13 protein-coding genes and 3 pseudogenes are annotated in these 14463 nt (G+C 42.9%); 11 read left to right on the forward strand and 5 right to left on the reverse strand.

Annotated elements, in window-relative coordinates:
- Window positions 1–93: 93 nt before the first annotated feature.
- The 6 genes and pseudogenes from MORIYA_RS02200 to MORIYA_RS02225 all read left to right on the forward strand — a co-directional run.
- Window positions 94–537, forward strand: a pseudogene (locus MORIYA_RS02200) (helix-turn-helix domain-containing protein); the annotation flags it as partial.
- Between the two features lie 293 nt (window positions 538–830).
- Window positions 831–1037 (forward strand): cold-shock protein, encoded by a 207-nt coding sequence (locus tag MORIYA_RS02205; RefSeq protein WP_006033491.1) that lies wholly within the window; start codon window positions 831–833, stop codon window positions 1035–1037.
- Window positions 1038–1376: 339 nt separating this feature from the next.
- The gene (locus tag MORIYA_RS02210; protein WP_112712333.1) at window positions 1377–2747 is read left to right on the forward strand and encodes a glutamine synthetase family protein; all 1371 of its coding nucleotides are present in this window, start codon (window positions 1377–1379) and stop codon (window positions 2745–2747) included.
- A 13-nt stretch (window positions 2748–2760) separates the two neighbouring features.
- Complete coding sequence (locus MORIYA_RS02215) at window positions 2761–4161, forward strand: aldehyde dehydrogenase family protein (RefSeq protein WP_112712335.1); 1401 nt, start codon at window positions 2761–2763, stop codon at window positions 4159–4161.
- A 57-nt stretch (window positions 4162–4218) separates the two neighbouring features.
- On the forward strand, window positions 4219–5388 hold the full coding sequence (locus tag MORIYA_RS02220) for an iron-containing alcohol dehydrogenase (protein ID WP_112712337.1): 1170 nt from the start codon (window positions 4219–4221) through the stop codon (window positions 5386–5388).
- A 95-nt stretch (window positions 5389–5483) separates the two neighbouring features.
- The gene (locus tag MORIYA_RS02225) at window positions 5484–6215 is read left to right on the forward strand and encodes a glutamine amidotransferase-related protein (protein ID WP_112712339.1); all 732 of its coding nucleotides are present in this window, start codon (window positions 5484–5486) and stop codon (window positions 6213–6215) included.
- Here the strand turns inward: MORIYA_RS02225 and MORIYA_RS02230 are convergent.
- Window positions 6190–6522 carry a YnfA family protein gene (locus tag MORIYA_RS02230; RefSeq protein WP_112712341.1) on the reverse strand — a complete coding sequence of 111 codons (333 nt, stop codon included), beginning with the start codon at window positions 6520–6522 and terminating at the stop codon, window positions 6190–6192. The genes MORIYA_RS02225 and MORIYA_RS02230 overlap by 26 nt on opposite strands.
- Before the next feature lie 217 nt (window positions 6523–6739).
- Here MORIYA_RS02230 and MORIYA_RS21185 point away from each other — a divergent pair.
- A pseudogene (locus MORIYA_RS21185) lies at window positions 6740–6844 on the forward strand (uracil-DNA glycosylase family protein); the annotation flags it as partial.
- 8 nt (window positions 6845–6852) lie between these two features.
- Here MORIYA_RS21185 and MORIYA_RS02240 read toward each other — a convergent pair.
- On the reverse strand, window positions 6853–7263 hold the full coding sequence (locus MORIYA_RS02240; RefSeq protein ID WP_232011476.1) for a methylated-DNA--[protein]-cysteine S-methyltransferase: 411 nt from the start codon (window positions 7261–7263) through the stop codon (window positions 6853–6855).
- A gap of 198 nt (window positions 7264–7461) precedes the next feature.
- Here MORIYA_RS02240 and MORIYA_RS02245 point away from each other — a divergent pair, with 198 nt between their 5' ends.
- The gene (locus MORIYA_RS02245; RefSeq protein WP_112712345.1) at window positions 7462–7902 is read left to right on the forward strand and encodes a pseudoazurin; all 441 of its coding nucleotides are present in this window, start codon (window positions 7462–7464) and stop codon (window positions 7900–7902) included.
- A gap of 100 nt (window positions 7903–8002) precedes the next feature.
- On the opposite strand, the gene MORIYA_RS02250 is transcribed toward MORIYA_RS02245, so the two are convergent.
- On the reverse strand, window positions 8003–8251 hold the full coding sequence (locus MORIYA_RS02250) for a hypothetical protein (RefSeq protein ID WP_112712347.1): 249 nt from the start codon (window positions 8249–8251) through the stop codon (window positions 8003–8005).
- A 219-nt stretch (window positions 8252–8470) separates the two neighbouring features.
- On the opposite strand from MORIYA_RS02250, the gene MORIYA_RS02255 reads away from it, so the two are divergent.
- Both MORIYA_RS02255 and MORIYA_RS02260 read left to right on the forward strand, forming a co-directional pair.
- On the forward strand, window positions 8471–9223 hold the full coding sequence (locus MORIYA_RS02255) for an electron transfer flavoprotein subunit beta/FixA family protein (RefSeq protein ID WP_112712349.1): 753 nt from the start codon (window positions 8471–8473) through the stop codon (window positions 9221–9223).
- Window positions 9224–10267 (forward strand): electron transfer flavoprotein subunit alpha/FixB family protein, encoded by a 1044-nt coding sequence (locus MORIYA_RS02260; protein ID WP_112712351.1) that lies wholly within the window; start codon window positions 9224–9226, stop codon window positions 10265–10267.
- A 109-nt stretch (window positions 10268–10376) separates the two neighbouring features.
- Here the strand turns inward: MORIYA_RS02260 and glgC are convergent, their stop codons facing one another.
- Window positions 10377–11594 carry a glucose-1-phosphate adenylyltransferase gene (glgC, locus tag MORIYA_RS02265; protein WP_112712353.1) on the reverse strand — a complete coding sequence of 406 codons (1218 nt, stop codon included), beginning with the start codon at window positions 11592–11594 and terminating at the stop codon, window positions 10377–10379.
- Window positions 11595–11890: 296 nt separating this feature from the next.
- Between glgC and MORIYA_RS02270 the strand changes: the two are divergent.
- Window positions 11891–12036 (forward strand): annotated as a pseudogene (locus MORIYA_RS02270) (catalase); the annotation flags it as partial.
- A gap of 228 nt (window positions 12037–12264) precedes the next feature.
- Here MORIYA_RS02270 and MORIYA_RS02275 read toward each other — a convergent pair.
- Complete coding sequence (locus tag MORIYA_RS02275) at window positions 12265–14460, reverse strand: acetoacetate--CoA ligase (protein ID WP_112712355.1); 2196 nt, start codon at window positions 14458–14460, stop codon at window positions 12265–12267.
- Window positions 14461–14463 lie beyond the last annotated feature (3 nt).

A 14463-nucleotide genomic window follows, 5' to 3' on the forward strand; every position in this document is an offset into this window, starting at 1 on the left:
ATAAAAGCATTATTTAAGAAACCGAATACACGTGAGCAGTCATACCTTCATTTTCATTGAAATTTTACTTGCAATAGAGGTTGTGTCCATACACGTTTAATGATGGCATTACATTCTGACCTAGATAGCAAAATATTGGGTGAGTCATTGGTAATGGAAATCGTGTATCGAGCACTTGTAGGATCAGAAGGGCATGTACTTTTTGATTTAGCCCATCACGATGGGCAATACGCAAGGGTGGCGAAAGTCCTGACTAAAATGCACCAAGATTATTCAGAAGGACTCACGGTTCAACATCTGGCAGAAGAAGCCAACATGAGTGTTTCTGCATTCCATTTAGCATTTCGCAAAGTGACTTTAGAATCACCACTACAATATTTAAAGAAAGTACGTTTAAATAAAGCCAAAGAGCTGATCCAACGAGATGGTTTAAGAGTGAATGATGCCGCAAGATTAGTGGGGTATTCCAGTTCTTCACAGTTCAGTCGTGAATTTAAGCGTCATTTTAATATGACGCCAAAAGGCAGCACTCATTAATATTGCCATTACTTGTCTTAAATAGACACCAAGTAATGGCTTGGCCAATTTAAAATTTAAAATAAAACGCTTAACTGCAAGCGTATCTTTACAGTTGTTAGAATTTTTTTTCATAAATATCTTTGACTTTTATTTTAGATGCTATAGAATGTCCTCAGCAAGAAAGCCTTTTGTTTACATTCTTCATTTCGTTGTTTTATTCATAATACCTCGCTCTGTAGTTTTTAAGTTCCAGTTTTTTGTACGCTATTCAAGCCTATTAAGGCAAATCAAATTAAAATACAGGTATTATTATGTCTAAAGTTCAAGGTACGGTTAAGTGGTTTAACGAAGCTAAAGGTTTTGGTTTCATCGAGCAAGAAAATGGCCCAGATGTATTCGCTCACTTCAGCGCTATCGCTAGCGAAGGTTTCAAAACTTTAGTTGAAGGCCAAAAAGTAGAATTCACTGTAGGCGAAGGTCAAAAAGGCCCGAATGCAGAAAACATCGTAGCTATCTAGTTTGCTGTGTATTCAGTTCTGATATGAGCTGAAAAAATATTAAAGAATGGTGAACCTTTGTCGGTTCACCATTTTTTTTGCCGGTTTTAAAGTACTTAATCACCATTTGTTTAATGCTTGTTAAATAAACAAATTATGTTCAACAAATATGGTATTTAAACCGCGTTGAATACGGTCATCAACCTATCCTAATCTGATTATACTCACTTTTTTTGTTTTATTTTATCGCTGCAGTAGACTTTATTCATCACAACACACTTACACTCCCTATACTAAGAATGATGCTTTTACACATTATTAAGCGTAGCTGGAATCGGCGCTGTAATATAAGGATGTATTATGTTCAATCCAAGAGAAGTGAAGACAGTTGTCGATGCCAAACATATTATTGAACAACGTGGTTTAAGCCATATCAAAGTAGGTTTGTTTGATACTGACGGTATTATGCGTGGTAAGTATATGAGTAAAAAGAAATTTTTCTCTTCTCTTGATAGTGGTTTTTCATTCTGTGATGTGGTTTTAGGCTGGGATGCAAAAGATCAGCTCTACGATAATGTTGAATACACAGGATGGCATACTGGCTATCCTGATGCTCCCGTGCGTATTTTACCTGAGACTTGTCGCAATGTGCCTGCCGAAGGCGATATGTTGTTATTCATTGCCGAATTCAGCGACCAAGCCGAAGCGATTTGTCCTCGTGGTACGCTACGCCGTGTATTAGAGCGTGCCGACCGTATGGGCTTTGATGTCACCGCTGCTTTTGAATATGAATTTTTCATGTTTAAAGAGACACCAGAATCAGTACGAGAAAAAGGCTATAAAAATCTAACGCCACTGACCCCAGATTATTTTGGCTACTCCATGATCCGTAATTCAGTGCATGCAGATCTACATCATCAAATCATGGCGCTAGGTGAAGAGATGGACTTTCCATTAGAGAGTCTGCATACCGAAACTGGCCCAGGGGTATTAGAAGCGGCTATTGCTTATGATGGGGCGCAAGATGCTGCAGATAAAGCAGCATTATTCAAAACCTTCATTAAAGTTTGGGCACAACGTAATAATCTAATGGCTACCTTCATGGCGAAATGGTCAAGTGATTGGCCGGGACAAAGTGGTCATATGCATATATCGTTAAAAGATAAAAATGGCAAAGCGGTGTTTCACGATCCGAATAATGATTACAACATGAGTGATACTCAACGTCATTTTCTGGCTGGTCAACAAAAATACATGCCGGAATTTTTAGCGATGATCGCTCCGACGGTGAACAGCTATAGCCGTATGGTGCCTGGATTATGGGCACCGCTTGATGCTACTTGGGGGGTCGAAAATCGGACCACTGCACTGCGGGTTATTCCGGGTTCGGCAAAATCTCAGCGTATTGAGTATCGTCTAGGTTCTGCCGATGCCAACCCTTATCTTGCACTCGCAGCCGCATTAGCGTCTGGCCTTATGGGCATAGAGCAGAAATTAGAACCACACGCGCAAGTGAAAGGTAATGCCTATGAGCAAGACCATCCTGACGCATTATCTCTACCTCGAACATTATTCGATGCCGCGCGTAAACTAAAACGCTCTGAAGCCGCTAAAGAGTTATTCGGCCAAGCGTTTGTTGCGCATTATGCCGCTACTCGTGAGTGGGAAGAACGTCAATTTAGAAAACAGGTGACTGATTGGGAATTAGAACGTTATTTTGAGATCATCTAGGGACACATCGATAATGACGAGCAAAAGGCAACTACAGCAAACCTATTCACCCATCGATAATTCTGTTTACGTTGAGCGTGCTCTCGCCAGTAGTGAAGACGTTAATGATACCTTGCAAAAGGCGGTTGAGGCTCAAGCTAATTGGCTCCATGTTACGCTGCAAGAACGCGCTGCGATCTGCTATAAAATGGTCGATGCTTTCATTGCTAATGAAGATGAAATTGCCAATCAATTATGTTGGATGATGGGGCGTCCGATTCAGTATGCACGCGGTGAAGTCGCAGGTTTAGCAGAACGCGCTCGTTACATGATTGATGTAGCAGATGAAGCCTTAGCGACTATCCGATTGCCTGAGAATACAGGTTTCCTACGATATATTAAACGTGAAGCGTTAGGAACTGCCTTTGTTATTGCCCCGTGGAATTATCCTTATCTCACCGCGATCAATGTCATTATACCTGCAATCATGGCGGGAAACTGCGTGGTATTAAAGCATTCCGCACAGACGCCATTATGTGCGGAACAATTATTCAATGCCTTTCAAAAAGCCGGTTTACCGGCTGGCGTATTCCAATATTTGCATCTCAGTCATGCGGATACCGAAGCAGTGATCAAGGATCGTCGCATTGATTATGTGGCTTTCACTGGTTCGGTGGCGGGTGGCGTTATGGTTGAAAGCGCCAGTTGCGGGCGTTTTATTGGTGTTGGTTTAGAGCTCGGCGGTAAAGATCCGGCTTATGTCCGTGCAGATGCCGATATCGAACATGCGGTCGCAACTTGTATTGATGGAGCATTTTTCAATTCCGGACAGTCTTGCTGTGGTATCGAGCGTATCTACGTAGATAGCCGCGTGTTTGACGAATTTGTCTGCAAGTCTGTCGATCTCGTTAAAGGTTATCAGCTTGGGAGACCTGATGATATCTACACCACATTAGGTCCGATGGTAAAAGCGTCAGCGGCTGGGTTTGTGCGTTCACAAATACAAGATGCCATTTCTAAAGGGGCTATTGCGCATATAGATGCGAATGATTTTCCGCTGGATAAAGTCGGAACGCCTTATCTGGCCCCGCAACTATTAACCAATGTGAATCACCAAATGCGGGTGATGACCGAAGAAAGTTTTGGTCCTGTTGTTGGCATCATGAAAGTCGACAGTGATGAAGAAGCAATCGCGCTCATGAATGATTCTGAGTTTGGCCTCACTGCATCGGTATTTACCCAAGATATCGACATCGCTGTCGCGATTGGTGAGCAATTAGAAACAGGAACTTTCTTTGTTAATCGTTGTGACTACCTCGATCCCGCATTGGCGTGGACGGGGGTTAAAAATTCGGGACGAGGCTGTACGCTATCTGCGTTAGGTTATGAGTCGTTAACGCGTCCCAAATCATTCCACATTAAAATTTTACAATAGTGTTCACACTCGCTTTAAAAATAGCTTTTGGCAAGGTTTCACTGTAAAGGAGAAGTCATGAAACTTAATCAATTTACGGCTAATTGGCATTATCCCACTGCTATTCGGGTTGGTATTGGTCGCATTCAAGAGCTCCCCACGACTTGCCAAGAGTTAGGCATGGCATCGCCATTATTCATTACCGATCCAGGTCTCGCTGACTTAGCAATGGTGCAAGACGCGTTAGCCAACTGCCAGCAAGCAGGCTTAAAATGTGGTGTTTTTTCACAAATTAAAGGCAATCCAACAGGCGAAAATGTCACCGATGGGGTGAGTGCATACTGTCGTGGCGAGCATGATGGTGTCATCGCATTTGGTGGAGGATCTGCATTGGATGCAGGTAAAGCCGTGGCCTTGATGGTCGGGCAGGATCGTCCTCTCTGGGATTTTGAAGATGTGGGTGATAATTGGTTAAACGTGCGTACTCAAAGTATGGCTCCTGTTGTCGCAGTACCAACCACATCAGGCACAGGTTCTGAAGTAGGCCGAGCGTCGGTGATCACGGATAGTGAACATCACATTAAACGCATTATTTTTCATCCGAATATGTTGCCTGCTATCGTGATATTAGACCCTCAATTGAGCGTTGGCTTACCTGCTAATTTAACAGCGGCAACGGGTATGGACGCATTATCCCACGCCTTAGAAGCGTATTGTACGAATGGTTATCATCCAATGGCGGAGGGCATTGCACTAGAGGCTATTCGTCTGATTAAAGACTATCTACCGCGTGCAGTAGAAGATGGACGCGATCTTGAAGCGAGAGCGCAAATGATGACTGCGTCGACGATGGGCTCAACTGCTTTCCAACGCGGCCTTGGCGGCATGCACGCGCTGGCTCATCCTATCGGCGCGCTTTACGATAGTCATCATGGTTTATTGAACGCCATCTTAATGCCATATGTATTAAAGGCCAATCGCAGTGCCATTGAGGCCAAGCTAACGCGTTTAAGCCGTTACTTAGAGTTGGAAGAACCTAACTTTGACAGCTTTCTCGATTGGGTTTTAACCCTGCGGTTGCAACTCGGAATTCCCCATTCTCTGGGTGAGATTGGTATTGATGCTGAGCGTGTAACTGAAATCGGAATGATGGCAGAGCAAGATCCATCAGCAGGCGGTAATCCCATTGCATTTGATGCGCAGCAATACGCCGATATTTGCTTGTCTGCGATACATGGCGATCTGTAAATGACGGCTGTAATAGTATTAATGTGCGTCCCAATAACCGCAGCATTAACCGAAACTATTAACCGTACTATTAACGGTAATGTGGAGGCAAGTTGATGAAGCTCGGTATTCTGCAATGTGATGATGTACGAAGTAGTTTGCAGCCTGATTTTGGTAATTATGCGTCTATGTTTGAAACGCTATTTCAGCAAAGCGGTGATTCATTAGAACTTCGTTTTTATCTGGTGATAGATGGTCAGTTTCCATTACATATTGATGAATGTGATACTTACATTTGCAGTGGTAGTCAATGGGGGGTTAATGATGACGAGCCTTGGATCCGCGAACTGGAAGATTTTATTCGTGCGCTTTATGCTGCGAGTAAAGGCCTGGTCGGTATTTGCTTTGGTCATCAACTCATCGCGAAAGCACTGGGCGGGGAAGTCGAAACAAGCCCACTTGGTTGGGGAGTCGGTATTGCTCATGCTAATGTGTTAACAGAGCCAAGTTGGATGCAGCCGCAGCAAGATAATATCGCGTTGGTGGTTTGTCATCAAGACCAAGTCTGCAAGTTACCCCGTAGTGCAACAGTATTGATGAGCAATGATTTCTGCCCGTATAGTATGTTCCAAGTGGACTCTCATTTTCTTGGCTTGCAAGGACACCCAGAGTTTACCGCGCAATATTCTGCAGTACTGATGGAACAGCGTCGCGATATTATTCCTGCCGATACCATCAACTCAGCGATGGACTCTCTCAACTATCAAGCCGATGATAAGCTCATCACCAAGTGGATCCTGGCATTTTTAAGGCAAACTCTGGTTACGAGGCCCTTGGTGCGAACATAATAATGGCCATACCCACAAGCGCTATTGAAGCGCCAATCATATCCCACATCGTTGGTTTAATACCATCAACTCCCCAGAGCCATAGTATGGCCACGAAAATGTAGACACCACCATATGCAGCATACACACGACCGGCCGCATCAGGGTGTAGTGATAGCAACCATGCAAATAGCGCAAGACTTGCTGCCGCAGGGATCAGCAGTAATATACTCTTATCTTGTTTAAGCCAAAGATAAGGTAAATAACAACCAATGATTTCAGCAATAGCTGTGACGAAAAAAAGTGCGATAGTTTTTAATTCAAACATGATATTTATAGCTTATTATACGGAATTCCCTGTATAGCGAATCCCAGTTCAATTTTATTATCATGCACAGTACCAAATTTACTATTAATTACAAACGGATAATTTTAAATAGCCATACTAAATTAAATGTATGAGGAAAGGACAGTGTGAAAAATGATATTCTCGATACAATCGTTTCTGATGTACGAAAATGTACCTTGTGTGAACCTGACCTTCGCATCCTAGCCCACGTAACAATATTTGGCTAAAGAAAAACTCTTGGTTTGAACAAGAGGTGATCCCGCATTTACAAGCACGAGTGGCGCAATTAATTAGTGAATAGCAAACGTATTAGATAAATAGGTTTTGCTCTAACTCTAATAGACGTTTCTTTAATGACAAGCCTCCGCCGTAACCGACTAGCTCTCCTTGGCTACCTATAATACGATGGCAAGGAATGATTATCACCAATCCATTCGCGCCATTGGCATTGCCAACCGCTCTGACAGCATTTTCATTGCCAATGGATAATGCTAAATCTAAATACGTCGCCGTTTTACCGTACTTTATACCCTCGAGTGTATGCCATATCGACTTCTGGAAATCTGTGCCGACCAATATCAGCGGAATATCAAACACACTGCGTTCACCAAGGAAATACTCCTCTAGTTGGTTTTTTGTTTGCTCCAAAACGTCGTCATTTTGTTCGACAAAGGTAGCATTAAGGCCCCGTTTAATACGGTTATCAACTGATTCTCTCATTTTCCGATAGCGAAAATCACACAAACAAAGTGGCCCTTCATACGAGCCAAGTATAAATTCGATGTGACACTTGTAAATCACTTGTTGATAATGATTATTATTCGTAATATATTATTTGTATTCGCCTTTATTATGTTTGAGCGTCTTATATTTAGAATCTAGCCTTTTACCACACTAAGTTACCGGAGTTTATTTAATATGATTAACCGAAAAATTATTGCTGTAGTAGCATTAATGACATGTAGTACCGCATTGCAAGCCGCTGAGCATACTGTCAAACTGCTAACGTCATCTGCTAATGGCATGATGGTAATGGAACCTGGCTATCTTAAAATAGCTTCAGGTGACAGCGTTAAATTTGTGCCTTCGGATGCAAGCCATAATGCGAGTGCTTATTCAATACCAACAGGTGCTGCAAAATTTAATACGCCAATGGGTAAAACAGAAACCGTTAGTTTTAAAAATGAAGGTATCTATATTTATAATTGTACTCCTCATTTGGCGCTTGGGATGGTTGGGGTTATTCAAGTTGGTTCAGCTGTGAATATCGAACAAACGAATACTGCAGTAGCTCAGCTATCAACAAAAATTATGATGAATAAAGAGCGCTTAGCTGGCTATATTGCACAGATCAAATAACCAAGGTATTCAATCAGGCGTTAATGGGGGAGAGGTAACGTTACTTCGACCTCGCTGGATCTGTACGGTAATAAATAGCTATGCTTTGAATGGCAACATCTTAGTGTTTCGTTTGCACACCGTGACGAACCATGTCTTTACCGTTTTCATAAACGTCGTCAGTCACATAACGCGATAACAGTAGTTTTTGGTTATCATCAAATACGGCGATAAAGTGGCGACCATCTTTGTTACTTGTTGCCATGCCTATGCCAGCAACATCTTGCAGGCCTAAACTACCAAGTTCAACGCTTAATAAAAAGCGTTTTAGTTCTGCTAAATTATCAATGATATCAAGTTCGTTATGCATGATTTAATACTCTTATTTCTAGCTGCTCACAGGGAGCAAAGTCACTCGTTATAATATGCTGCATATTTTACAGATTATAACCGATGATTTAAACCCTTGCCGTGGTTTAATCTTAGGTGTTTAATTATCATGCGTCCTAATTTGCCATACTTCATAACACCACTATTCTTATTGCATAACGGGTTGATGCAATAAACATAAGTACGTCGTGGGGAAGTTATGAAGATATTGGTCGCAGTGAAGCGGGTTGTCGATCATAAGGTCAACATCAGGGTTAAACCGGATGAAACGGGCATTGAAACCGCGAATGTGAAAATGGTGATTAATCCATTTTGTGAGATCGCGATTGAACAAGCTGTGCGTTTTAAAGAGCAGGGCTCGGCTGACGAAGTTGTCTTGGTTTGTATAGGTCCCAAAGAGGCGGAAGCGCAATTACGGGCGGGATTAGCCCTCGGTGCAGATCGCGCCATTCTGATTAGAACCGAGGAAGAAGTTCAATCCCTTGATGTCGCTAAATTACTGCACAAAGTCGTGCAACAACAACTACCCGATCTCGTGCTACTGGGTAAGCAAGCCATTGATACCGACAACAACCAAACCGGACAAATGTTAGCTGCACTCACCGATATGCCACAAGGTACGTTTGCTTCTGATATCGTCTTTACTGTCCCGAATAAAGTCAAAGTGACCCGTGAAGTGGACGGTGGTTTAGTCACGTTAGCCTTGCATTTACCTGCCGTAATTACTGTAGATTTACGCTTAAACACCCCACGATATGCCTCACTGCCTAATATTATGAAAGCAAAACGCAAAATTATCACCATGATATCCCCTGACTCTTTGGGGGTTAGTTTATCCCCGCGGCTGACCACGCTTAAAGTCGAATCGCCACCAGTACGGCAAGCTGGGGTTAAAGTGGCTGATGTCGCTGACCTAGTAGATAAATTACAGTTGCAAGCAAAGGTGATCTAAATGGCGATACTGATAGTAGCAGAGCATGATAATCATGCCATTCAACCTGCGACGTTAAGTGTATTGACTGCGGCATCAGAGATAGCGGCGCATACTCGCGATGGGGAGTTGCACTTGCTTATTATTGGCCATGAATGTGAGTCTGTGGTTGCAATCACACAGGGCATAGCGGGTTTGAGTAAAATATTGGTAGCCGATCATCAAATTTACCAATTTCCCTTAGCTGAGAACATGGCCGCGTTAATTGTTTCGTTAGTCCAAGATCAAAGCCAAGACGAAAACCAAACGTATGATAAGAAGCAATATAGCCATATAATTACCTCAGCAGGTACTACAGGTAAAGACTATCAGCCTAGAGTAGCGGCCTTGTTAGATGTGGCGCAGATCTCGGGTATCATCAGTGTTGAATCTGCAGATACCTTTAAACGGCCTATCTATGCGGGCAATGCCATTGCCACGGTACAATCGAGTGATGTGATCAAGGTTTTAACTGTGCGCAGTAGTGCGTTTACCGCAGTGTCATTAACTGCCGATTCGTTTAAAAAAGAGTCGTTAACAACAGAGGCGTTAGCAATAGAATGGCAAGTGCCTGTTGTTGAGTTAGCTGCGCAAGCGGACAGTGGCAAATCAGCGTTTATTAAAGCGGAACTGACGCAATCAACTCGGCCAGAATTAACCACGGCTAAGGTTGTTATTTCGGGTGGACGAGGGATGCAAAATGCCGATAACTTTGAGTTGCTTTACACACTCGCAGATCAGCTAAATGCGGCAGTAGGCGCGAGTCGTGCGGCGGTCGATGCCGGGTTTGTGGCGAATGATTTACAAATAGGGCAAACAGGTAAAATAATTGCCCCCGATCTGTATATTGCCGTGGGTATATCGGGTGCGATCCAACATATCGCGGGTATCACAGGTAGCAAGGTAATTGTCGCCATCAATAATGATGCCGATGCGCCCATTTTTGATGTTGCTGACTATGGTTTAGTTGCTGACTTATTTGATGTGCTGCCAGAGTTAACTGCTGCCTTGGAGGTGAAAAAATAGCTATCATTTTTATAAACGATAGCTAATATTTTGATGAACAATAATGGTGGTTACATATGAACAAGTGTTGTGGTCAACAGGAATAACACTTGTTACTTATGTCATATGATCACTCGAATTTATAAGATTCTGGTACGACAACAATACCGCGTTCTGAAATGGTGAATCGCGCTGCGTCTTCTGCTCTGTTCACCCCTATTTTGGTTCTTGGTGGGATCTTCACATGTTTATCGATAATGCAATTCAGCAGCTGGCAGTACTCACCGACTTCAACATCATCAAACAGGATACTGGCCGAAACCGTTGCGCCGTCGTTGATTTTTACATTCGAAGATAAGACCGAGTTCTGCACAGAACCACCTGCAATAAGTACCCCGTTAGAAATAAGTGAATTGATAAATATCCCTTCATTACCGGTATCTGATGACGTTGTTCTTGCTGGTGGTAGTTGTGGCTCGTAGGTTCTAATGCCCCAGTCGCGTTGATATAAATCGATAGGTGAAACCGGTTGTAGCAAGTCCATATTGGCTTGATATAACGAGTCGATAGTACTCACATCACGCCAGTAATCATCCACCGACACCCGTCCTGTCGAACCGCCAAATTGATGCGCGTAGACTTTCTGTTTATCAATCAGTTTTGGTATAATATCTTGACCGAAATCATGGTTAGAATCTGGGTTGTCAGCGTCTTGTTCTAACGCATCGACTAGCGCATCAGTGGTGAAAATATAGATGCCCATTGACGCTAAACTCTTTTCTGGATCATTGGGTAATGGCGAGGGCTGTGTCGGTTTTTCAGTAAATTCGACAATGCGTTGGTTTTCGTCGATGGCCATGACCCCGAAATTTGGCGCTTCTGCAACAGGTACTTCCATACAAGCTATGCTTAAGTCTGCGCCTGTTTCCTTATGGCGTTGTAGCATGGGCGCGTAATCCATTCGATAGATATGATCGCCTGAGAGTACCACGACATATTTGGCATCACTACGGGATAATAGCCACAGGTTTTGATAAATAGCATCTGCAGTACCACTATACCATTTATCTCCTTTACGCATTTGTGGTGGAACAACGGTAATGTATTCACCGAGTTCAGGGTTGAAGATAGACCAACCATCGCGTAAATGTTTTTGCAATGAATGCGATTTATACTGGGTAAGTACCAGAATACGTCTTAGACCGGAGTGAAGGCAATTGGTTAAGGTAAAGTCGATGATTCGATATTTGCCACCGAAAGGCACCGCAGGTTTGGCTCTGTTATCAGTGAGCGGGGCAAGGCGGGCGCCCATGCCACCTGCGAGGATTACCGTTATTGTATCTTGCATATGTCAATCATTCCCTAATTGTTTTTATTCAAATAGTTACGAGATAGGTATGTTGTCTTTATATCAAAACAAGCCAAAAGTTAAATATTTGATTTATAAAATTATTTACAAAGGGGTAGAATAGTATTTCACCAGATTAATGCACTGTTAATTTAAGTTACACCAAATTGATACCGATGTTTGTTTATCGGGACTTATTGCTTTACTACTAAGACAACACACTGAAGTAATAGATGTAATAAAAGTATAGAAGTTCATTTCTAAAATAATAAATAATATTAGAGAAGGAATTTGTGATGAGTAAAAAACTAATGACAGCGGCAGGCTACCCTGTCGCACATAATAAAAATGTCCAAACAGCAGGTAAAAAGGTCCTCAACTTCTTCAAAACGTGTGGTTTTTGGAACAGCTCGCCCACTTTGATCGAGAAGTGATCCTAGAACTAACATGCGCCGTGCGAAAAACAACTAGGATTTTGGACCCATGACCAGAAGCATTACATCAAATCACCATGTACTTTAATGTAGATCAAAATTAAGAACGTGCAAATTATATTTTTCATTACACCTTGGAGTTCCGATTGGGATCACCAAACTTTTGGGTATAGAGCTGAGTAAATATCGGGTGCATGTATTTGCACCCGATTCAGTTGGTGTGTGTTGGACTCTAATTATTTCCATTGTAGTTCAGCTAAGTTAGCAAACAAGGTTAATGCTTCAGGATTGGCGAGTGCATCTTGATTGGTGACAGGAATGCCATGCACCACGTTACGCACGGCTAATTCGACAATCTTACCGCTGATGGTTTTGGGGATATCTGTCACAGCGATGATTTTAGCTGGCACGTGTCTGGGTGTGGTGTTGCTGCGAATGACCTGTTTTATTTGGCGGATCAACTGGGTATCTAACTCTACACCCTCTGATAAACGGACAAACAAGATCACCCGTACATCATCATGCCACTTTTGACCAATGGCGATAGACTCTTGAATAGCGGTTATTTTTTCTACTTGTCGGTATATTTCGGCGGTACCAATGCGTACTCCGCCGGGGTTTAATACCGCATCAGAGCGACCGTGGATAATCACCCCTACTTGATTGATACAGATGTTTGTTATGTTATTAATCGCGATATCTGCTGTTGGTTTACTTTGGGTATCGACAGCGTTGGGCTGGGTATCTGGCGTATTAATATAATGGTAAGTCAGTTCGCCATAATCACCGTGCGCCCAGATATTGTGGAAGCGCGTAAAGTACGCATTGTGGTATTTCCGATCTCCTGGGTCTTGCCAAAAACCCGTTGGCATAGAGGGGAAGGGTTGTCGGCATACAAGGTCGCCTTTGCCATGGACAAGTGGGGTTAGCGATTGTGTGCTTGTTGATGCTACATCCTCGCTATTCATAAACGCAACGTCCATGCCTAAACCGATGCATTGCAGTTCACCACGGTACACAGGTAAGGTTGGCATGCCCAGCATGAAACAGGAAATAATGTCGGTACCGCCACAGATGCTAGATAGACAAATATCTTGTTTAATATATTGATAAATATAATCATAGCTTTCATGGGATAAGACAGACCCGGTGGATAACATGGTTTTTAAATTACTGAGTTCATAGGCCTGCGCTGGGCGTAATTGAGCTTTATCACAGGCTGAATAATACTTGGCACTGGCGCCAAAAATAGACACTTTTTCTGTGTCAGCCAGTTCAAAAAGTATTTGCTTGTGAGGATAAAAAGGAGAACCGTCGAATAGTACTAAGGTCGCGCCCTGAGATAAACTGCTTATTAACCAATTCCACATCATCCAGCCGCAAGTCGTGTAATAAAAAATACGATCATCAACTTGCACATCGGTATGTAATGCCAATTCTTTTACGTGCTGTAATAAGGTACCGCCAACACTGTGCACAATACATTTAGGCATGCCTGTTGTGCCAGAGGAATAAAGAATATACAGCGGATCCGAAAAGGCCACAGGCTCGAAGGTTAAAGAGCGCGGGATCGCCGCACAAAAATGTCGCCAGTGACAGACTGTGGCTTTGTTTAATGAAGAGGGTGTCGTGTTTGCTGGTAGTTGTGTATTTAATCTTGTGTCTAATTCTGTGTCTAATTTTAAATAGGGGATGATGACGAGCGTTGATAAGTCTGGCAGGGCATTCGCAATCGAATTTACTTTTTCGTTAATATCAATTTGCTTACCGGCGTAGTGGTAACCGTTACAGGCGAATAATAATTTAGGCTGGATCTGGATAAACCTGTCGAGCACGCCTTGATGACCAAAGTCGGGCGAGCAGGATGACCAGATTGCGCCAATGCTGGTGGTCGCTAACATGGCCACTATTGCCTCGTTGCAGTTGGGTAATAAACCCGCCACACGATCGCCTTTTACAATGCCTAATTCACGCATAGCCGCAGCAATACGGGTGACTTCCTCACGTAGTTGTAAATAGCTAAGCTGCGTGCGCCGACCATCTTCGCCACAGCTGATGATGGCAAGCTTGTCTGGATGGGCATTATTGTTGTTATTAGTCGAGATATGGTTTTCATCAGCCGAAATATTGTCGGGATAGAGCAGATTCTCGGCAAAATTTAATGTTGAATCTGGAAACCATTGGCAATGATAAAAACAGTCATTTTCGACAAAAATACGATTAAGGTTGAAGCTGCCTTTGAGTTTGAAAAAACGCACTAACGAGCCCCAGAAAATAGCCGTGTGATTGATACTCCATTGATGTAATTGCTGATAATGGGCAAATTTAAGGCTGTATTCATCGCGTAAAAACTGTAAATAACGCGCGATGTTACTACCATTAATGCGCGCTTGGCTTGGCGTCCAAATTGGACCTGTGGACTGTGCTGCCATTAC

The sequence above is a fragment of the Moritella yayanosii genome, assembly GCF_900465055.1.
Lineage (GTDB): Bacteria > Pseudomonadota > Gammaproteobacteria > Enterobacterales > Moritellaceae > Moritella > Moritella yayanosii.